The organism is Rhizobium tumorigenes, assembly GCF_003240565.2.
Lineage (GTDB): Bacteria > Pseudomonadota > Alphaproteobacteria > Rhizobiales > Rhizobiaceae > Rhizobium > Rhizobium tumorigenes.
On the sequence record NZ_CP117255.1, the window covers coordinates 3,135,905 to 3,156,516 of the forward strand.

General features: G+C 61.8%; 20 protein-coding genes, 1 tRNA gene and 1 pseudogene. 19 read left to right on the plus strand and 3 right to left on the minus strand.

Features of this window, described 5'->3' with window-relative positions; translation table 11 throughout:
• The first annotated feature begins 68 nt into the window (after positions 1-68).
• Positions 69-1,073 carry a Tim44 domain-containing protein gene (locus tag PR017_RS15320; protein ID WP_111222078.1) on the plus strand — a complete coding sequence of 335 codons (1,005 nt, stop codon included), beginning with the start codon at positions 69-71 and terminating at the stop codon, positions 1,071-1,073.
• A 190-nt stretch (positions 1,074-1,263) separates the two neighbouring features.
• Here the strand turns inward: PR017_RS15320 and PR017_RS15325 are convergent.
• Positions 1,264-1,353, minus strand: a tRNA-Ser gene (locus PR017_RS15325).
• Positions 1,354-1,644: 291 nt separating this feature from the next.
• On the opposite strand from PR017_RS15325, the gene rplU reads away from it, so the two are divergent.
• The 11 genes from rplU to modC all read left to right on the plus strand — a co-directional run bounded on the left by rplU (position 1,645) and on the right by modC (position 11,108).
• On the plus strand, positions 1,645-1,962 hold the full coding sequence (gene rplU / locus PR017_RS15330) for a 50S ribosomal protein L21 (protein WP_111222079.1): 318 nt from the start codon (positions 1,645-1,647) through the stop codon (positions 1,960-1,962).
• Between the two features lie 30 nt (positions 1,963-1,992).
• A complete protein-coding gene (gene rpmA / locus PR017_RS15335; RefSeq protein WP_111222080.1) occupies positions 1,993-2,262 on the plus strand; it encodes a 50S ribosomal protein L27 in 270 nt (89 codons plus the stop codon).
• A 126-nt stretch (positions 2,263-2,388) separates the two neighbouring features.
• Positions 2,389-3,024 (plus strand): GNAT family N-acetyltransferase, encoded by a 636-nt coding sequence (locus tag PR017_RS15340; protein WP_111222081.1) that lies wholly within the window; start codon positions 2,389-2,391, stop codon positions 3,022-3,024.
• Positions 3,021-3,611, plus strand: coding sequence for a GNAT family N-acetyltransferase (locus tag PR017_RS15345; RefSeq protein ID WP_111222082.1), 591 nt, complete (start codon positions 3,021-3,023; stop codon positions 3,609-3,611). The genes PR017_RS15340 and PR017_RS15345 overlap by 4 nt, the downstream gene beginning before the upstream one ends.
• Before the next feature lie 178 nt (positions 3,612-3,789).
• Positions 3,790-4,884, plus strand: a complete 1,095-nt coding sequence (obgE, locus tag PR017_RS15350) for a GTPase ObgE (RefSeq protein ID WP_111222083.1) — start codon at positions 3,790-3,792, stop codon at positions 4,882-4,884.
• Positions 4,881-6,047: a glutamate 5-kinase gene (gene proB / locus PR017_RS15355; RefSeq protein WP_111222084.1), complete on the plus strand. Its 1,167-nt coding sequence runs from the start codon at positions 4,881-4,883 to the stop codon at positions 6,045-6,047. Before obgE ends, proB begins: the two co-directional genes overlap by 4 nt.
• Entirely contained in the window at positions 6,040-7,323 is a 1,284-nt protein-coding gene (locus tag PR017_RS15360) for a glutamate-5-semialdehyde dehydrogenase (RefSeq protein ID WP_111222085.1), read from the plus strand. The genes proB and PR017_RS15360 overlap by 8 nt, the downstream gene beginning before the upstream one ends.
• A gap of 37 nt (positions 7,324-7,360) precedes the next feature.
• Positions 7,361-7,951, plus strand: a complete 591-nt coding sequence (locus PR017_RS15365) for a nicotinate-nucleotide adenylyltransferase (RefSeq protein WP_111222176.1) — start codon at positions 7,361-7,363, stop codon at positions 7,949-7,951.
• A 515-nt stretch (positions 7,952-8,466) separates the two neighbouring features.
• Positions 8,467-9,258 (plus strand): molybdate ABC transporter substrate-binding protein, encoded by a 792-nt coding sequence (modA, locus tag PR017_RS15370; protein ID WP_111222177.1) that lies wholly within the window; start codon positions 8,467-8,469, stop codon positions 9,256-9,258.
• A 75-nt stretch (positions 9,259-9,333) separates the two neighbouring features.
• Entirely contained in the window at positions 9,334-10,032 is a 699-nt protein-coding gene (modB, locus tag PR017_RS15375) for a molybdate ABC transporter permease subunit (RefSeq protein WP_111222086.1), read from the plus strand.
• Positions 10,032-11,108: a molybdenum ABC transporter ATP-binding protein gene (gene modC, locus PR017_RS15380; protein WP_111222178.1), complete on the plus strand. Its 1,077-nt coding sequence runs from the start codon at positions 10,032-10,034 to the stop codon at positions 11,106-11,108. The genes modB and modC overlap by 1 nt, the downstream gene beginning before the upstream one ends.
• 9 nt (positions 11,109-11,117) lie before the next feature.
• On the opposite strand, the gene PR017_RS15385 is transcribed toward modC, so the two are convergent.
• The gene (locus PR017_RS15385; RefSeq protein WP_111222087.1) at positions 11,118-11,495 is read right to left on the minus strand and encodes a winged helix-turn-helix domain-containing protein; all 378 of its coding nucleotides are present in this window, start codon (positions 11,493-11,495) and stop codon (positions 11,118-11,120) included.
• 253 nt (positions 11,496-11,748) lie between these two features.
• Here PR017_RS15385 and rsfS point away from each other — a divergent pair.
• From rsfS to PR017_RS15415, 6 genes and pseudogenes are all read left to right on the plus strand, one after another.
• A pseudogene (rsfS, locus tag PR017_RS15390) lies at positions 11,749-12,191 on the plus strand (ribosome silencing factor).
• 108 nt (positions 12,192-12,299) lie between these two features.
• Complete coding sequence (gene rlmH, locus PR017_RS15395) at positions 12,300-12,782, plus strand: 23S rRNA (pseudouridine(1915)-N(3))-methyltransferase RlmH (RefSeq protein ID WP_111222179.1); 483 nt, start codon at positions 12,300-12,302, stop codon at positions 12,780-12,782.
• Positions 12,783-12,933: 151 nt separating this feature from the next.
• Complete coding sequence (locus PR017_RS15400; RefSeq protein WP_425070031.1) at positions 12,934-14,385, plus strand: murein hydrolase activator EnvC family protein; 1,452 nt, start codon at positions 12,934-12,936, stop codon at positions 14,383-14,385.
• The gene (locus PR017_RS15405) at positions 14,375-15,697 is read left to right on the plus strand and encodes a S41 family peptidase (protein WP_111222090.1); all 1,323 of its coding nucleotides are present in this window, start codon (positions 14,375-14,377) and stop codon (positions 15,695-15,697) included. The genes PR017_RS15400 and PR017_RS15405 overlap by 11 nt, the downstream gene beginning before the upstream one ends.
• Before the next feature lie 96 nt (positions 15,698-15,793).
• Entirely contained in the window at positions 15,794-16,984 is a 1,191-nt protein-coding gene (locus PR017_RS15410; protein WP_111222091.1) for a divergent polysaccharide deacetylase family protein, read from the plus strand.
• Positions 16,985-16,996: 12 nt separating this feature from the next.
• Complete coding sequence (locus PR017_RS15415; RefSeq protein ID WP_111222092.1) at positions 16,997-17,539, plus strand: RNA pyrophosphohydrolase; 543 nt, start codon at positions 16,997-16,999, stop codon at positions 17,537-17,539.
• A gap of 95 nt (positions 17,540-17,634) precedes the next feature.
• Here PR017_RS15415 and PR017_RS15420 read toward each other — a convergent pair whose 3' ends face one another.
• On the minus strand, positions 17,635-18,333 hold the full coding sequence (locus PR017_RS15420) for a DUF1013 domain-containing protein (protein WP_111222093.1): 699 nt from the start codon (positions 18,331-18,333) through the stop codon (positions 17,635-17,637).
• A gap of 232 nt (positions 18,334-18,565) precedes the next feature.
• Here PR017_RS15420 and acs point away from each other — a divergent pair, with 232 nt between their 5' ends.
• On the plus strand, positions 18,566-20,518 hold the full coding sequence (gene acs / locus PR017_RS15425; protein WP_111222094.1) for an acetate--CoA ligase: 1,953 nt from the start codon (positions 18,566-18,568) through the stop codon (positions 20,516-20,518).
• The last annotated feature ends 94 nt before the right edge of the window (positions 20,519-20,612 follow it).

Genomic DNA, 20,612 nt, shown 5'->3' on the forward strand with positions numbered 1-20,612 from the left:
AGCTTAAAACTGTGATCTGCAGTCCCTATATGCGGAGCGTCACAGTTCCGTGCCCCATAGGAGAAGCAATGCCCGCTGCCTCGCGTTTCGCCAAATTCGCTCTCATTGCCGTCGTTTCAGCGGCCAGCGTCTTTGCTACCATCGGTGATGCGGATGCCCGGCGCGCCGGCGGCGGCATGAGCTTCGGCAGCCGAGGCACCCGCACCTATACGGCACCTCCCGCCACCAGCACGGCCCCGACCACAGCCGCTCCGATCGAGCGCTCGATGACACCCCAGACCTCGCCGCAATTTCAGCCGCAGCCTGGCGTCAACGCACCCCGCACCGGCGGGATGTTCGGTGGCTTCGGCCGCTCGCTGCTCGGCGGCCTCGCCATCGGCGGCCTGCTCGGCATGTTCCTCGGCAACGGCTTTGGCGGTGCTGCCGGCTTCCTCGGCATGCTCCTGCAGATCGCCATCGTGGGCGGCCTGATCATGCTCGCTATGCGCTTCTTCGCCAACCGCCGGCAGGGTGCCGCCTCACCGTCGGCGAGCAACGCCTATGCCGGCCCGTCGCCGATGACGCCGTCCTTCCGCATTCCGACCTTGGGCGGCTCATCTTCAGGCTACGGTTCCGGCAGCGCCGCGCCGAAGACCTCGGCCAAGCCAAGTGACGAAATCGGCCTGTCGCCAACCGACTACAGCCGCTTCGAGGCACTGCTGACCAGAATCCAGACCGCCTACGGCGCCGAGGATTATAGTGCCATCCGCGCCCTGACGACGCCTGAAGCCATGTCTTACCTGGCCGAAGAGCTCGGCGAAAACGCCACCAATGGCGTCCGCAACACCGTATCGCAGGTGAAATTGCTGCAGGGCGACGTATCCGAAGCATGGCGCGAAAATGGTGTCGACTACGCGACCCTCGCCATGCGCTATTCCAGCATCGATGCCATGGTCGACCGCAACAGCGGCAAGCTCGTCGACGGCGACGATCGCAACCCGAGCGAATCCACCGAACTCTGGACCTTCACCCGCAAACCCGGCACGGAATGGATCCTCTCCGCCATCCAGGGAACCGAGCCTGCGAGGCACTAAGGCGAACTGCGAGCGCGGCCGGGGATTAATCCGGCCGTATGAGCATCGGCAGAAAATTGCGATAACGTGCCGTGGCCTGAGAGTGGCACACGCCAATCTTTTTAGTGAGCACATCTGCAAAAAATTGGAAAATAATCAAAGCCATCGCAGATAGTCACTACAGATGGCGGAAATCCAAATCAGGGAAGAATGGCGGAGAGGGTGGGATTTGAACCCACGGTGCCCTTGCAGGCACGCCGCATTTCGAGTGCGGTACATTCAACCACTCTGCCACCTCTCCGCGGAACCGGTTGACGCTGTGAAGCGCGCCGTCCTCATACCGATAGAAAGTCCGGATGGCAAGGGTGAAAGTCGAAGCTTTTCACCCTTTTGCCTTGACACAATTTGACCCCTCGCGTATGTGCCCGATCCAATAGGTGCGGAGAAGTCCGCTCCCTTTGCGCTTCCGCGTTCCGCGCAAGCATCACCGGCAGGCCGGTTCGGGCACAAGGCCCGCCTCGCCTGCTCAATGTCGACTGATAAAAAGACGGCCCCCTCAGGGAGAGCCGGAACGAACATGAAAGGATAACCAATGTTCGCAGTCATCAAGACCGGCGGTAAGCAGTACCGTGTGGCAGCAAACGACGTGCTGACCATCGAGAAGCTCGACGTCATCGCCGGCGATATCGTAGAATTCAATGAAGTCCTGATGATCGGCGTCGGCGCCGACGCTTCCATCGGCGCTCCCTTTGTGGTCGGCGCAACCGTCAAGGCCGAGGTTGTCGAACACAACCGCGCCCGCAAGGTCATCGCATTCAAGAAGCGTCGTCGTCAGAATTCCAAGCGTTCGCGCGGTCATCGTCAGCACCACACGGTTGTCCGCATCACCGACATCGTCGCTGCCGTTTAAGATCACGGACAGATTTAAAGGAGAAATCCCATGGCACATAAAAAAGCAGGCGGTTCGTCGCGCAACGGTCGTGATTCCGAATCCAAGCGTCTCGGCGTGAAGAAGTTCGGCGGCGAAGCTGTCATTTCAGGCAACATCATTCTGCGCCAGCGTGGCACGCAGTGGCATCCGGGCGCCAATGTTGGCCTCGGCAAGGACCACACGATCTTTGCGCTTACTCCAGGTAACGTCGCCTATCGCACCAAGGCCAATGGCCGCGTGTACGTATCGGTAATGCCGAAAGCAGAAGCAGCGGAATAAAGCCGGAAGCGTTCAAGCAGCCGGCGTCTCATCGACCCGGCTGACCGCATCAGGTTCAGTCTTAGAAAAAGGGGAGATGGGGCGCCATCTCCCCTTTTTTCTTTACCCCCACAGGAGGACTGAACAATGCAAAGCGAATTGTTAAGGGAGGACCAGTCGCGGTCGCCCGAAGACCGGTTGAGGCCGGAGAGGTTAAGACCCGATTGCCCCGTCTTGTTATCGGAGCGGCTCGTTCTGCGCGCGCCCCACAAAGACGACATCGAAGCTCTTGCCCATCTCGCCAACAACGCCAATGTCGCCACCATGGTCTCGCGCATGCCGCACCCGTATACGACCCGGGACGCCGCCGATTTTGTGCGCCGCACGACGTCTGGCGAGATTGGCAAGTGCCTCTATGCGATCACCAAAATGGAAAACGGCGCCTTTCTCGGCTGCTGCGGCATAGAACCGGGCCAGGATCCGACGACTGTCGAAATCGGCTACTGGCTGGGCGAGCCCTACTGGAACCAGGGCTTCATGACGGAAGCGGCTCACGCGCTGATCGACATGGTGTTTCGCACGCGGCCTGAGGTCGACCAGATCGATGCTCGCTGCCGGGTGACCAACGTCGCCTCGCGCCGGGTGATCCACAAATGTGGCTTCCAGTTCCAGGGCGCCGGGCTTGCTGCGTCCCTGGCGCTTGGCAGCACGGTCTCTGTCGAATGGTTCCGGCTAGATCGCCGCACTTGGATGTCGTTGCGCAGCTGGGGGGCACTGAGATGAACGCCGCTGTCCTTTCGCGCCGGTCGCAGCAGATCGCGGCACCCGGCCCGGAACCGGTTATCCGGACCGCCCGGCTGACACTGCGTCCGCATCGCCTTGGCGACGCGGACGCGATCACGGGATCCCTGTCGGATTTCGCGGTTACCCGCATGTTGGCGCGCGTCCCGGTTCCCTACCACCGGCAGGACGCGCTCGACTGGCTGGTGCCACGGGCCTCAGGCCTGCTTGGTGACTGGGCGCTCGCCATCACCGAGGGCGATGACGATGTCCATATCGGCACGGTCGGCATCGAGCTGCGCCACGATCGCTGGCACGTCGGCTACTGGCTGAACCGCTACTACTGGCGGCGTGGGTTCATGGGCGAGGCGGTGGCAGCAGCGCTGGAACGCTTCAGCCGGCGGATGCCAGGCGAAAACATCCATTCCGGTGTTTTCGTTGACAATCCGGCGTCGCTGAAGCTGCAGGAGAAACTCGGCTTCCGCATCACAGGTTGCGCGGAAGTCTTCAGCTTTGCCCGCAGCACCATGGTTCCGCATGTCGAAACCCTGCTGTCGCCGGGCGATCTGCGCGCGAGCGCTAGTGCCTGACACTGACAAAACCGTCGCCGGTTTGCCGGCGGCGGCTTCTTATTGACCACACAGCAAGACCCCCGCAGGCGGCTATGCTATAGCTGCTGCAGATGACGATAATCTTTGACCTCCGGCAGAACCGCCTATATCGAAGGCGGCATGACGGGCGCAAACTGACCGAATAGCGAAGAATACGATGAAATTTCTTGACGAAGCAAAAGTCTACATCCGCTCCGGCGACGGCGGCGGCGGCAGCGTCTCCTTCCGGCGGGAAAAATTCATCGAGTTCGGCGGCCCCGACGGCGGTGATGGCGGACGCGGCGGTGACGTCTGGGTCGAGGCGGTCAACGGCTTGAATACACTGATCGACTTTCGTTTCCAGCAGCATTTCAAGGCCCAGATCGGCACCCATGGCATGGGCCGCAACCGCACCGGCGCAAACGGCGAGCACGTCACGCTGAAGGTGCCGGTGGGTACACAGGTCTTCGAGGAAGACGCCGAGACGATGATCTGCGACCTGACCTTCGAAGGTCAGCGCTTCCGCATCGCCGCCGGTGGCAATGGCGGCTTCGGCAACGCCCATTTCAAATCCTCCACCAACCAGTCGCCGGACTGGGCCAATCCCGGCCTCGAGGGCGAAGAAAAGACCATCTGGCTGCGGCTGAAGCTGATCGCCGATGCGGGACTCGTCGGCATGCCAAATGCCGGCAAGTCGACCTTTTTAGGCGCAGTCACCCGCGCCCGGCCAAAGATCGCCAATTACCCTTTCACCACGCTCCATCCCAACCTCGGTGTCGCCACCGTCGACGGCACGGAATTCATTCTGGCCGACATTCCGGGCCTTATCGAAGGTGCCCATGAGGGCGTCGGCATCGGCGACCGTTTCCTCGGCCATGTCGAGCGCACCCGCGTGCTGCTGCACCTGGTCTCCGCCCAGGAAGAAAAGGTCGGCAAGGCCTACAAGACCGTCCGCCACGAGCTCGAGGCCTATGATGAGGCGCTGGGCGAAAAGCTGGAAATCGTCGCCCTGTCGCAGGTCGACATTCTCGACGATGCGGAACTGAAGAAGAAAACGAAGGAGCTCGCCCGCGCCTGCGGTCACACGCCGTACCAGATTTCGGCGATCACCGGCAAAGGCATGACGGACCTTTTGCGCGCGCTGCGCGACATCATCGCTATCGGCGAAACCGAAGACAAGCCGATGAAGGCGCTGAAAAACCGCCACAGGGATACGGTAGACCTGGTCGCGGATGAAGCCAACGAAAGCGGGGACGAGGAGCGCGAGGGATGACAGCCCGACAGCCGCTCGACCGCTACCGGCGCATCGTCATCAAGATCGGCTCGGCGCTGCTGGTCGATCGCGGCACCGGGCTGAAGAAGGCCTGGCTCGATGCGATCTGCGCCGATATCGCCGCGCTGAAGGCAAAGGGTGTTGATGTCCTCGTCGTCTCCTCGGGAGCCATCGCGCTCGGCCGCTCCGTGCTCGACCTCGCCAGTGGCGCCCTGAAACTCGAGGAGAGCCAGGCGGCTGCGGCCGTCGGCCAGATTGCGCTGGCCAGGGCCTGGTCAGAGAGCCTTTCGCATGACGGCATTGTCGCCGGGCAGATCCTGCTGACGCTCGGCGACACCGAGGAGCGACGCCGCTATCTCAACGCCCGCGCCACCATAAGCCAGCTCCTGAAACTCGGTGCAGTGCCTATCATCAACGAGAACGACACCGTTGCCACCAGCGAAATCCGCTATGGCGACAACGACCGACTGGCGGCGCGCGTCGCCACCATGGCCGGCGCAGACCTCCTGATACTGCTGTCCGATATCGACGGCCTCTACACCGCCCCGCCGCACCTCGACCCAAATGCCCGGTTCCTCCCCACGATTGCTGAAATAACGCCCGAAATCGAGGCGATGGCCGGCGGCGCTGCCTCGGAACTGTCACGCGGCGGCATGCGCACAAAGATCGACGCCGGCAAGATCGCCACCGGCGCCGGCTGCGCCATGATTATTGCATCTGGCAAGACGGATCAGCCGCTGTCCGCCATAGACCAGGGCGCCCGCTCTTCCTGGTTTGCCCCCTCCGGTACGCCGGTCACGGCACGCAAGACCTGGATCGCCGGGCAGCTGCAGCCGGCAGGCGAACTGCATGTCGATGCCGGCGCCGTCACCGCGCTCGGTGCAGGCAAGAGCTTGCTGCCTGCTGGCGTGCGCTCCGTGGTCGGTCACTTCGGACGCGGTGATACAGTCGCCGTCATCGGTCCCGCCGGCCGCGAGATTGGCCGTGGCCTTGCCGGCTACGATGCCGAAGAGGCACGGCAGATCACCGGCCGCAAGTCTGCCGAGATCGAAGCCATTCTCGGTTATGCCGGCCGCGCCGCCATGGTTCACCGCGACGACTTGGTGATGACGGCGTCGGGAACGCAAGGCACAGCAAGCCGAAAGGACGAGGCCCATGCTTGATCACGTTGCAGCCAGCCCTGATATCGACCGGCTGATGGGTGAAATCGGTCTCCGGGCCCGCGCTGCGGCGCGCCCGCTATCGTTTGCCTCTGCCCAATCGAAAACCCGCGCCCTCAATGCCATGGCCGATACCATTCTTTCAAAGCAGGACCATATATTGGCAGAGAATGCCAAGGACCTGCGCGACGTGGAAGGCACCGGCATGCTCGCATCGTCGATCGACAGGTTGACGCTGACCGAGGCGCGTATCGAAGCCATGGCCGACGGCATCCGCACGATTGCCGCACTGGCCGATCCTGTCGGCGAGGTCATTGCCGCTTGGGAGCGCCCAAACGGGCTGCATATCGAGCGGGTCCGCACGCCGCTCGGCGTCATCGGCGTCATTTTCGAAAGCCGCCCCAATGTTACGGCCGATGCCGGCGCACTCTGCCTGAAAGCCGGCAATGTCGCCATCCTGCGGTGCGGCAGCGATTCGCGCCATTCCTCACGGGTAATCCATGCCTGCCTCGTCGAGGGACTGAAGGCGGCAGGCTTGCCGGAGCACGCAATCCAGCTTGTCCCGGTTACCGATCGCGCAGCCGTCGGCGCCATGCTGTCGGGGCTCGATGGAAATATCGACGTCATCGTCCCGCGTGGCGGCAAAAGCCTGGTGGCGCGGGTGCAAAGCGAGGCGCGCGTTCCGGTCTTTGCCCACCTCGAGGGTATCTGCCACATCTACATCGATGCGTCTGCGACACTGGAAATGGCAAAGCAGATTGTCGTCAACGCCAAGATGCGCCGTACCGGCGTGTGTGGCGCAGCCGAGACGCTGCTTGTCGACCGGGCGGCAGCGGCAACCCACCTCAAGCCGCTCGTCGACGCTCTCACGGCGGCCGGCTGCGAAGTTCGCGGATCGGCCGACGTGCTTCATGCTATCCCTGCATTGAAGGCTGCCAACGAGGAGGATTGGTCGACGGAGTATCTCGATGCCATTATATCGATTGCTATGGTTGATGGCGTCTCGGGGGCTATCGAACACATAGCCCGCTATTCATCCAATCATACGGAGGCTGTCATTGCCGAAAACCCTGAAGTGGTGGGGCGCTTCTTCACGGAGGTCGACTCGGCAATCCTGCTGCACAACGCGTCGACGCAATTTGCCGATGGCGGCGAATTCGGCATGGGAGCGGAAATCGGCATTGCCACCGGAAAGATGCATGCGCGCGGACCTGTCGGCGTCGAACAACTGACGTCGTTCAAATACAGGGTGCGCGGCAGCGGACAGATACGGCCCTGATGTGACAGCAGACCGTATCGACGCGCCCTATCTGCGCATGCCCCATGCCGAGCGTGGAATGGTCGTCGGCCTGTTCGGCGGATCCTTCAATCCGCCGCACCCGGGACATGTGCTGGTTGCCGAGATTGCCATCCGTCGGCTTGGCCTCGATCAGCTGTGGTGGATGGTGACGCCGGGCAACCCGCTAAAAAACACCAACCAGCTCGCCCCCTTGGCAGAACGCATCGCCCTCAGCGAAAAGATCGCCGTCGATCCGCGCATCAAGGTGACCGGCTTCGAGCAGGCGCTCAATATGCGCTACACGGCCGATACGCTGGCCCGCGTCAAGGCGCTGAACAGCCACGTGCATTTCATCTGGATCATGGGCGCCGATAGCCTGAACACGTTCCACAAATGGCAGAAGTGGCAGACCATCGCCAAGACTTTCCCGATCGCCGTGATCGATCGTCCGGGTTCGACGCTGTCGCACCTCTCGGCAAAGATGGCGAAGACCTTTCACTACGCCCGCGTCGATGAAGACGACGCAAGGGTTCTGTGGAAGAAGCGAGCACCGGCCTGGACATTTATCCACGGCCCGCGCTCGACGCTGAGCTCGACCGCGCTCCGCGAAGAACAACAGAAAACCTGAATTTCCGAAGTTTAAAACCCTCCAAAATGAAAAGCCCGACGGGGGAGGAGATCCGTCGGGCCTATCAAAACTGATCGACAACCGGGAGGAGGAGTGTCATCGATCCAAAATCGAATGGCGCTGGGAGGAGGAGTGCGCCGTTCGATGAGTTGAATCTAGCACAGCTGTCGAGAAGTAAAATCGTTGATATCGCAACGCAGCCATGCATTTTACACATGACAGAAAAGTGCAAATGCACAAAATTAAATCTTTCGTAAGCTTTCGCGCGAGATCACGCCGACCACCTACACTGTTGACGACGTCCTGCCGTCAAAAGACGCTGGCGGGGCATGTTGCAGCCTGATCGGTGTCACAAGGGCCTATAGAGCCATGCGCAATCGACCAAGTCAGTAGGGAATACCAATCGGCGAAATCTCTGAAATCATTATCGATTGATCGTGTTGACGAAACCGACACTGGTCAAATCATGCGAAGCGATATATTCCTGCAAATACTTCGCCAATTTGGAGATTGCCATGCCGACCAGCCATTCCTGGATGAAATTTGCCGCCACAGCCGTTGTTGCAGGCTGGCTCGGACTGACCACCGGCGCTTCCCCCTCGGCAGCGGCGGACAAAATAACCGTGTTTGCTGCCGCCAGCATGAAGAACGCCCTCGACAGCGCAAACGCCGCTTACACCGCCCAGAGCGGCAAGCAGATCACCGTGTCCTATGCCGCTAGTTCGGCGCTCGCAAAGCAGATCGAGAGCGGCGCACCTGCCGATATCTTCATTTCGGCCGACACCGACTGGATGGCCTACCTCGGCAACAAGAACTTGCTGAAGCCGGATACGCAGGTAAACCTTTTAGGCAACCAGATCGTCCTCGTTGCTCCGCGCGACAAGGCAAAGCCGGTCGATATCAAGGCCGGCATGGATCTCGCCGCCCTCCTCGGCGACGGTCGCCTGGCGATGGGCCAAGTCGATTCCGTACCAGCCGGTAAATACGGCAAGGCAGCCCTCGAAAAGCTCGGGGTCTGGCCTTCCGTCGAAAGCAAGGTTGCCGGTGCTGAAAGCGTGCGCGCTGCGCTGGCGCTGGTGTCGCGTGGCGAGGCACCTTACGGAATTGTCTACCAGACGGATGCCGCGTCCGATCCGGGCGTCGCCATCGTTGGCACGTTTCCGGCGGACAGCCACCCGCCGATCATCTATCCGCTGGCCATCACTGCCAGCAGCAGGAACAAGGACGTCGACGCTTATTACGACTTCCTCAAATCGTCCAAGGCGGAGCCTTTCTTCGAACACGAAGGTTTCACCATCCTGAACTGATTGTCGCTTGCCTCAGGCAATGTATGACGCCTACCCGCTGACTTGCCGACGGGCCGATAGGGAAAGAGACCGGTTTTGGAGGGATGGCATTTAAGCAGTGACGAGTGGACGGCGATCTTGCTTAGCCTGCGCGTCGCTAGCGTGGCCATGCTGGTGAGCCTGCCATTCGGGGTCGCCGCAGCGCTGCTTCTGGCTCGCGGCCGGTTCTTTGGAAAATCGCTGCTGAACGGGATCATCCACATGCCGCTGATCCTGCCGCCGGTCGTCACCGGTTTTCTGCTGCTGATCCTGTTCGGCCGCCGCGGCGTCATCGGCGCCTTCCTCGAAAGCCATTTCGGCATCGTCTTTTCTTTTAGATGGACCGGCGCTGCGCTTGCCTGCGGAATCATGGGGTTCCCGCTGATGGTACGCAGCATCCGGCTGTCGCTGGAAGCCGTCGACCGCAAGCTGGAGGAGGCTGCAGGAACGCTGGGTGCCAGTCCCGTGTGGATATTCCTCACCGTCACCCTGCCGCTTACGCTCCCCGGTATCATTGCCGGCATGATCCTCTCATTTGCCAAGGCGATGGGGGAATTCGGCGCCACTATCACCTTCGTCTCCAACATTCCCGGCGAAACACAGACGCTTTCGTCGGCAATCTATACCTTCACCCAGGTCCCCGGCGGAGATGCCGGCGCGCTGAGGCTCACCGTCGTCGCGGTGCTGATTTCCATGACCGCGCTGCTGGCGTCCGAGTTTCTAGCCCGATGGGTCGGCCGCAGGGTGGACGCCTGATGACGCTGACGGTGAACATCCGCCACAGGCTGGGCGCTTTTGCGCTGGACGCGGCATTTACCGCAGAGGGCGGGGTTACGGCCCTGTTCGGCCGGTCCGGCTCCGGCAAGACCTCGCTCATCCGCAGCATTGCCGGGCTGATCCACCCCGACCACGGCCACGTTGCGCTCGATGGTACGGTGCTGACGGACACGGACCGAAACCTCTTGGTGCCACGCCATCGCCGCCGTTTCGGCTACGTCTTCCAGGAGGCACGGCTGTTTCCGCATCTCTCGGTCCGCCACAACCTCGGCTATGGCCGCTGGTTCGCGCCGAAAAAGACGGACCGCGATGATTTCGACAGCGTCGTCGACCTGCTCGGCATCGGGCCGCTTCTGGAGCGTCGGCCGGGCAAGCTGTCGGGCGGCGAAAAGCAACGGGTGGCAATCGGCCGTGCCCTGCTCTCCAACCCGCGCCTGTTGCTGATGGACGAGCCGCTGGCAGCTCTCGACGAGGAGCGTAAGGCAGAGATCCTGCCCTATCTTGAACGGCTGCGCGACGAGACGAAAATCCCGATCGTCTATGTCAGCCACTCGATTGCAGAGGTCGCAAGGCTCGCAAGCCGCGTCGTTCTTTTGCGCGACGGCCATGTCGAAGCGGTCGGCAGTGCCGTCGAGGTTCTCAGCCTGCCATCGACGGCGGAGGGCGCCGAGCGCCGCGAGGCAGGCGTGCTGCTGGAAGGCCGCATCGACAGCATCTCGCAGACCCATCTCCTGTCGACGATCGCCCTGAAGACCGCAAAACTGCAGGTGCCGGGGACAGGATTTCCGGTCGGCAGGATGGTGCGGATCCACGTCCCGGCTCGCGATGTGATGCTGGCGACCGTGCGCCCGGAGGGCCTCAGCGCTCTCAATATTCTCGAAGGTACGATCACCGGCATCGGCGCGGTCGCCAACGGTGCGCTAGAGGTCCGTCTCGACTGCGGCGGCGACCCGATCCTGTCGCGAATTACACAGCTGTCGGGCGAAAAACTGCGCTTGTCCGTGGGCATGACCGTTTTTGCGGTCATCAAGACCGTGGCCCTGCAAAACGGATGACAGGTGGCGTCACTCTTGCGGCGACGCCTGCGGACGGTAATGCTCTTGCAGCCAAATCAGGTCGTCGGCGAGAACGAGGCCGATCGCCTGCTCCATCGCCCGGAAACGCTCGAGCAGCGCCTCGCCGAAAGGTGTCAGCACCGCACCGCCACCCTTCTGGCCGCCCCGCTGCGATTCGACCGAGGGCACATCGAACATGCGATTGAGGTCGCTGACCAGCAGCCACGCGCGGCGGTAGGACATATCCATCGCGCGCCCCGCAGCTGAAATCGAGCCCGTCCTGCGGATGTGCTCGAGCAACTCCATCTTGCCCCGGCCAAGCCGATCCTGTCCCGTGAAGCGGATGCGCAGGATGGCGTCTATCGTGTCGTTGGAATGTCTGTTCATGGCCCGCAGCTTTTGAGCGTTGTTTCCCTATACGCGCAGCGTTCTTGGCTGTATACGGCCGTACCCGACGCATCGACACGGGCCAATGGGAAGGCCGGCGGGCAAAAGCTCGCAGATCGGTACCGAAAACGCATCGCTGGCCTGAATATTGTGCCCCGACTGCCGATGCCGAGCTGCACGCGTCTTGAAACCTTAGTGCTTTGATGCCTATCTTGAGAACTGATTTGAACGACAGTTCGAATCAATCGCGTGCATGTTCTGTTACTCCTGAAAGGAAAAGCACTGACAACAGTACACGCCAAGGGACGAACGCTAGCCGTTGCCCCGAAGAGCCCGGAACGTGGCGTTGATGCCGCCGCCCGCGCCCTGCAAGCCGTCCTCAACAGCCTTGAGGACTCCAAAGCTGAAGACATCGTCACCATCAACATTGCGGGCAAGTCCGCGCTGGGCGACTACATGGTTGTGGTCTCCGGGCGCTCGAACCGCCATGTCCTGGCGATCTCCGATCACCTCACGTCCGACATCAAGGGCGAAGGCCTCGGCAACCCGCGCGTCGAAGGTCTCGACGCAGGCGACTGGGTCCTGATCGACACCGGTGACATCATCGTCCACGTCTTCCGTCCGGAAATCCGCGAGTTCTACAACATCGAAAAGATGTGGGCCGCGCCGGATCTCGACGAGGGCACGATACACTAGCAGATCCGGTTTAACCGGCTGCTGCGCAGGTTTGACTGGCCGCAACGGCATCTGTCGCGCGGCTAAGAAATGTGTGCGGCCGTGCTGGCCATCGTCTCTGGAGTGAACATGCGGATTGGATTGTTTGCCGTTGGCCGGCTGAAGACCGGCCCGGAGAAGGATCTCGCGGCCCGCTATTTCGACCGGTTCGCCAAGACGGGCCCGGCCATCGGGCTGGATTTCTCGCGCGTCACTGAAGTCGCGGAAAGTCGAGCCTCGAACGGCGAAACGCGCAAGCGGGAAGAGGCGGCCATGCTGCTGAAATCGCTGCCCGACAGCGGTGTCCTGATGCTGCTCGACGAGCGCGGCAAGGCGATGGACAGCGAAGTCTTTGCTGCCCTCCTCGGCCAATACCGGGATCAAGGCAAGCGCGACCTGACGATCGCCATCGGCGGCGCTGATGGCCTCGATCCGTCACTCTACGACAAGGCAGACAGCACGATCTGCCTTGGCAAGATGACGTGGCCACATCAGCTTGTGCGTATCCTGATCGCCGAACAGCTCTACAGGGCGGTCACCATTCTCTCCGGCCACCCCTACCATCGCGTCTGAAAGTGACCGATCGCTCACACAGCCGTGTTTTGATTTCGTCATCCAACTGGCGATATGTCTTGGCCATCGGCGGCAAATCAGCTTACGCCTTGCGCGATAGAGAAATCCTAAGCCATCCGCGATGAAACGATCCGCCGCCCCTCTGCCGCGTCTGCTACCGCCGCCTCTCGCGGCAGGTACCCGTGCGGCCTTTTTGTGCGCAGCCGTACTGCTGGTGGCAGCTCCGCTGATCCAGGCATATCAGGCACGCGCCGAAGATGGCGCCGCCGATCCGACGTCGTCCCGGCTGCCATCGGACCAGCAAACCGCACCCCATACCGCCACTGCAAACCCGCCACCGCTCGATCCGGCCGCCGATCTTGCCGAAAAACGCGACCAGACAAGGGCCGAACTCGATAGCCTGTCGAAAACAATCACCCTTTCTGCCGAAAAGCAGAAGCAGCTTCAGGACAGTGTGGCGGCGCTCGACAAGAGCAATGCCAGCCTGCGCCAGGCGCTGATCGATTCGGCATCCCGCCGCAAGACGATGGATCGCAAGATCGAAGACAGCGAAAGGGCGCTGACCGATCTGAAGGTCAAGGAGGGCGGCGTCCGTCGCTCGCTGCACGAACGGCGCGGTCTCCTGGCCGAGGTTTTGGCAGCGCTGGAGCGCATGGGCCGCAACCCGCCGCCGGCTTTGCTCGTCAGCCCCGACGACGCCCTCAATTCGGTGCGAAGCGCCATCCTGCTCGGCGCCGTCGTTCCCGGCATGCGCAAGGCGACGGAAAAGCTGCTTGCCGACCTCGGCGAACTGTCGACGCTCGAAGCTTCCACGGCCAAGGAGAAGGCGGACCTTTCCGCAACGCTCACGTCCGGTCTGGAGGAAGAGCGGCGGATGGATCTGCTGATCGGCGAGAACGACCGGCAGAGCAAGGAAAGTGCTGCCCAGATTGAAGACGAGCGCAAGCGTGCCGAGCAACTGGCAGGCAAGGCAACCAGCCTGGAAGGCCTTGTAGCCTCCCTCGAAAGCCAGATCGGCTCGGTGCGTAGTGCGGCAACGGCTGCCCGCGAGGAAGAACAACGCCGGCAAATGATGACCGACGAGCAGCGTGCCGAGGCCAAGGCCCTGGCCGAAAGCGGGGTGCCCGATAAAAACCGCATTGCCCCCGCATATCGATTTTCAGACCTCAAGCAGAAGCTCGAGCTGCCTGTGGCCGGTGATATTCTTCGGCACTTTGGAGACGACGACGGAACGGGACACACGGCCGCCGGCATGACGCTCGCAACCGGCCCCGGCGCTCTCGTCACGGCGCCCGCCGATGGCCTGGTGGTGTATGCCGGCGCTTTCCGCAGCTACGGCCAGATGATCATCCTCGATACCGGCGACGGCTTCCACATGGTTCTGTCCGGAATGGACGCCATCAAGACGCGCCAGGGAAAATTTGTTTTCGCCGGAGAACCGGTTGCGGTGATGGGCGAGAAAAGAGTGGCAAGTGCGACAGCATTGGCGCTGGAAACAAACAAGCCAACGCTTTACATTGAATTGAGAAAAGACGGAAAACCGGTTGATTCCCAACCCTGGTGGACCGCAAAGGATACTGGAAAGGCACGCAATGATTCGTAGGGCTTCTCTTGTCGTCATCGGCGCATTGATGGGTGCGACCGCCATGGGCGTCATTTACTCAGCGGGAGTCCCGGCGGAAGCTGCGAGCGGTTCCACGTATAAGGAACTGTCGGTATTCGGCGATGTCTTCGAGAGGGTTCGGGCGCAATACGTTACGCCTCCCCAGGAAGACAAGCTCATAGAGGCGGCCATCAATGGCATGCTTGCCTCGCTCGATCCGCATTCGAGCTACATGAATGCCAAGGATGCCCAGGACATGCGCACCCAGACCAAGGGTGAGTTTGGCGGTCTCGGCATCGAGGTAACCATGGAGAAGGACCAGATCAAGGTCGGCTCCACGATCGAGAATACACCCGCCGACAAGGCTGGCGTCAAGGCTGGCGACTTCATTACCGCAATCGACGGATCGCCTGTAAAGGGCCTGAAACTCGAAGATGCCGTGCTGAAGATGCGCGGCGAGGTCAAGACGCCGATCAAGCTGACACTGCAGCGTGCCGGTGTCGACAAGCCGATCGAACTGACGATTGTCCGCGACATCATCCCGGTCGCCGCCGTCCGCTCGCATGTCGAAAACGATGTTGGCTACATCCGCATCCTGCAGTTCACCGAGAAGACCACACCGGATCTCGAAGCTGCCATCCAGAAGATCAAGCAGACCGTGCCAGCCGACAAGCTCAAGGGCTATGTCCTCGACCTCCGCCTCAACCCGGGCGGCTTGCTCGACCAGGCAATCAACGTCTGCGACGACGTCCTGGAGCGCGGCGAAGTGGTCTCGACCCGCGGCCGCAACCCGGACGAAACCCGCCGCTACAACGCCGGTCCCGGCGATCTGACAGACGGCAAGCCGATAATCGTGCTGATCAACGGCGGCTCGGCCTCCGCATCGGAAATCGTTGCCGGCGCCCTGCAGGACCTGCGTCGCGCCACGATCCTCGGCACGCGCTCCTTTGGCAAGGGATCGGTCCAGACGATTATCCCGCTCGGCGAAAACGGTGCGCTGCGCCTGACCACGGCACTTTATTACACGCCGTCGGGCCGCTCGATCCAGGGCACCGGCATCACGCCTGACATCAAGGTCGACGAGCCGCTACCGGACGATCTCAAGGGCAAGATGGTCTCCGAGGGCGAATCCACCCTGCGCGGTCACATCAAAGGCCAGTCTGAAACCGACGAAGGCTCGGGCTCGGAAGCCTATGTGCCACCGGAGGTCAAGGACGACGTGCAGTTGAACTACGCGCTCGACCTGCTGCGTGGCGTCAAGAAAGACCCGGCCTTCCCGCCAAATCCGGACAAGGCTGTGGTCGCCAAGTAAGACGTCGCCAGCAAAGACAATGGCGCCGGGCTGGAAACAGACCCGGCGCCTTCACGACGCGGAACGACGATTTCCGATCTGGGGCGGACAAGGAAATTGGGAACGGACCTACACGCACCGCTGGGACAAAACCGCCCGCCCCGCCGCACCAGGCGCCTGCCGCCGGTGGGCCGCATGCTTGCAGCGCTCTGCCTGATGGCCATTGCCGGCTTCTCGCTTTACACCGCACTGATCCGCGATCCCTTTCAAAAGCCTCCCGTTGAAACCGCTGCCAAGGCACCGCCGCCGGCTGAAACCGGGGTTACGCCGTCGGAGGACGCTGCCGCCGCGCCGACAGGCATGCCACAAGCCGACCCGCAATCCGGCGCCAACGTCGAGCGCACCCTCACCGGCGACGGCTCCGTGGTAACCACCTACACGCCCAAGCCGCGCGACGGCTCAGGGCCGGTCCTCGTCAGGGCCAACCAGATCGGCCAGGATCCCCGCATGGCGGCAACGCCCAATGATGCGCTGCTGGAAAGCTCACCCTTCGGCCGGCTCCCGATCACCTCTCCCGCCGGCCTGCGGCCGATGGATCAATATGCGCGGCCTTGGTCTGGCGCCCACGGCACGCGCATCGCCATCGTCGTTGGCGGCCTCGGCCTCAGCCAGACCGGGACGCAGCGGGCCATAAAGCAGCTGCCGGAGGAAGTGACTCTTGCCTTTGCGGCCAGCGGCAACAGCCTACAGCGCTGGATGCAGGACGCCCGTCGCAGCGGCCATGAGATACTCTTGCAGGTACCGCTGGAGCCCTTCGATTATCCGGCCAACAATCCCGGTGGCGACACGTTGCTGACATCGCAGCCAGCGGCGAAAAACGTCGAAAACCTGCACAAGGCGATGGCTGAAATCACCAATTACACCGGCATCATGAATTATCTCGGCGGCCGCTTTCTGTCGAACCCGACCGCTCTGGAACCGGTTCTGCGCGATGTCGGCAAACGCGGCCTGCTATTCCTTGACGATGGCTCATCTGCGCAATCGAAATCCGGCACGATTGCCAAGGCGCTCGCCGTGCCGCATGCCTTTGCCGACATCCAGCTGGACAGCGAACTGAATGGCGACGCGATCACCCGGAAACTGGACGAGCTTGAGCGTATCGCCCGCCGCAACGGCTCGGCAATCGGCGTCGCATCCGCATTCGACGAAAGTGTCGACGCGATTTCTGCGTGGAGCGAGAATGCCGCAACGCGTGGTATCGAGATCGTCTCCGTCTCGGCGCTCGCCAACGACCCTAAACATCCCTGACCGGAGGATATGATGAGCAAGAACCCCAATCCCTTAAAAGCCGAGGACCTGCCTTATCGCCCCTGCGTAGGGGTGATGATCCTTAATGCCGAGGGCCTCGTCTGGGCCGGCCGGCGCATTCCCATCGGCAATTCCGAATATGATGGCTCCGAAAATCTCTGGCAGATGCCGCAAGGTGGCATCGACGAGGGCGAAGATCCGCTGGAAGCGGCCTATCGCGAACTCTACGAGGAGACGGGGATGAAAACCGTCACCCTGCTTGCCGAAGCCAGCGGCTGGATCAACTACGATCTGCCTCCCGAACTCATCGGCATCGGCCTGAGGGGGAAGTTTCGCGGCCAGACACAGCGCTGGTTCGCCTTCCGCTTCGATGGCGACGAAAGCGAGATCGCCATCAACCCGCCACCCGGCGGCCACGAGCCGGAATTCGATCAATGGGAATGGAAACCGATGGAGGAGTTGCCGGAACTAATCGTCACCTTCAAGCGTGGCGTCTACGAGCGCGTGGTTGCCGAATTCCGCCATTTGGCTACGCTTGGCAAGAGCAGCGACTGATCGCAGTTGCCAGACGCGCAACCGGGATAGCTCTATCCCTGAACGTCAAACCCCGGCAAAAGCCGGGGTCTGGTCATGCAAACGTCGATAAGACCTCAGTACTGGTCTTCGTCCTCGTCCTTCGGGGCACGAAGGGATTTGAGCTTGGCGAAGACGGCATCGGCGTCGATTGCCTTTTCCTTTTCTTCACGCTCGTAGGAGAATGGCAGCTTTTCGGTTTCCTGCGACGGCTGCAGGGTTGCGCCGAGTTCGGCAGCGGTCGGCAACGGACGGCCCTTGGCGGCCTTCTCGACTTCCATATCGAGGTCGATCTGGCTGCAGAGACCGAGCGTCACCGGATCCATCGGCGCAAGGTTGGTCGAATTCCAGTGGGTGCGGTCGCGGATCTGCTCGATCGTCGACTTGGTGGTGCCGACCAGGCGCGAGATCTGCGCGTCCTTCAGTTCCGGATGATTGCGCACCAGCCAGAGGATCGCATTGGGGCGGTCCTGGCGCTTCGATACCGGCGTATAACGCGGGCCGCGGCGCTTGGATTCCGGAACGCGCACTTTCGGTTCGGAAAGCTTCAACTTGTAGTCCGGCTTGCCTTCGGCGCGGGCGATTTCCTCGCGCGACAGCTGCCCGGTGGAAATCGGGTCGAGGCCCTTGATGCCCTGCGACGCTTCGCCATCGGCAATGGCTTTGACTTCCAGCGGGTGAAGCTTGCAAAACTGCGCGATCTGTTCGAACGACAAGGCGGTGTTGTCGACAAGCCAGATGGCCGTAGCTTTCGGCATAAGCAGTTGTTGAGCCATGGGTATAGTCCTTCTGTCCGTCCGCGCCGGGGTCGCGGTCCGTGGGTGTTTTCACCACTGATGTCCGGGAAATGATGCCCTGTATATCCCCAGTGCCGCATAATTGCAATTCTTTGCGGATGAAATGCTCTTTGTCCAATGGACGCCGTATCTTAAGGTGCTATCTGTGAGGACAAAGACCGCCGTTTTTGTCGAAAAACGCGGGCCTTGCCGGACATTTCGAGGAGGAATCATGTCTGAAAAAATTTATCCGGTCACAACGCCGGCCAGGCAGAATGCGCTGATCACCAAGGAGAAATACGAGGCCTGGTACGCAGACAGCATTGCCGATCCCGACGCCTTCTGGGGCGAGCACGGCAAGCGCATCGATTGGTTCAAGCCGTACACCAAGGTCAAGAACACCTCGTTCACCGGCAAGGTGTCGATCAAGTGGTTCGAGGACGGGCTGACCAACGTCGCCTATAACTGCATCGATCGCCATCTCGAAAAACGCGGCAACCAGGTTGCCTTCATCTGGGAGGGCGACAATCCCTACATCGACAAGAAGATCACCTACAACGAACTCTACGATCAGGTCTGCCGCCTCGCCAATGTGCTGAAAAAGCATGGCGTCAAGAAGGGCGACCGCGTCACCATCTACATGCCGATGATACCGGAAACGGCCTATGCGATGCTCGCCTGCGCCCGTATCGGCGCGGTGCATTCCGTCGTATTCGGCGGCTTTTCGCCGGACGCGCTGGCAGGCCGCATCGTCGATTGCCAATCGACGTTCATCATCACCTCCGACGAGGGCGTGCGCGCCGGCAAGCCGGTGCCGCTGAAGGACAACACCGATACGGCAATCCACATCGCCGCCCGCCAGCAGGTCATGGTCGACAAGGTGCTGGTCGTGCGGCGCACCGGCGGCAAGACCGGCTGGGCGCCCGGCCGCGACCTCTGGTACCACCAGGAAATGGCCGCCGTGACTGCGGATTGCCCGCCTGCGAAGATGAAGGCCGAGGACCCGTTGTTCATCCTCTACACCTCGGGCTCGACGGGCAAGCCGAAGGGCGTACTGCACACGACGGGCGGCTACCTCGTCTATGCGGCCATGACGCACGAATACACCTTCGATTACCATGACGGCGATATCTACTGGTGCACCGCCGATGTCGGCTGGGTCACCGGCCATTCCTATATCGTCTACGGCCCGCTCGCCAACGGTGCGACGTCTGTGATGTTCGAGGGCGTGCCCAATTTCCCCGACCAGGGCCGTTTCTGGGAGATCGTCGACAAGCACAAGGTCAACATCTTCTACACAGCGCCGACCGCAATCCGATCGCTGATGGGGGCAGGCGACGAGTTCGTGACCCGTGCGTCACGCGCCAGCCTAAGATTGCTCGGCACGGTCGGCGAACCCATCAATCCAGAGGCTTGGAGCTGGTACTACAATGTCGTCGGCGATGGCCGGTGCCCCGTGGTCGACACCTGGTGGCAGACCGAGACCGGCGGCCACATGATCACGCCGCTGCCTGGCGCCACGGATCTCAAACCGGGCTCGGCAACCAAGCCGTTCTTCGGCGTCGTTCCGGAGCTGGTCGATGCGGAGGGCAGGGTGCTCGAGGGCGCCGCTGACGGCAACCTCTGCATCGCTGACAGTTGGCCAGGCCAGATGCGCACGCTCTACGGCGACCACAAGCGCTTCATCGAGGCCTATTTCTCGACCTACAAGGGCAAATACTTTACCGGCGACGGCTGCCGGCGCGACGCCGATGGCTACTACTGGATCACCGGCCGCGTCGACGACGTGCTCAACGTCTCCGGCCACCGGCTTGGAACGGCGGAAGTCGAATCGGCGCTGGTGTCGCACAACCTGATCTCGGAAGCCGCTGTCGTCGGTTATCCGCATGCGATCAAGGGGCAGGGGATCTACTGCTACGTGACGCTGATGTCCGGCCACGAGGGCACCGATGCGCTGAGGGCCGAACTGATCAAGCATGTGCGCACCGAGATCGGTCCGATCGCCACGCCCGACAAGATCCAGTTCTCGCCGGGCCTCCCGAAAACGCGCTCGGGCAAGATCATGCGCCGCATCCTGCGCAAGATCGCCGAGGACGATTTCGCAGCGCTGGGAGATACTTCCACCCTCGCCGACCCCGCCGTCGTCGACGACCTGATCGCCAACCGCCAGAACAAGGCAGGGTAGCCCGACGAGAATGGTCTCACTCCTTGCTTCCCGATGCTAGCGGAACCAATTCGGTGCAGCTTCGTTAATTGGATGGAAATTCAAAGGAGAAGTC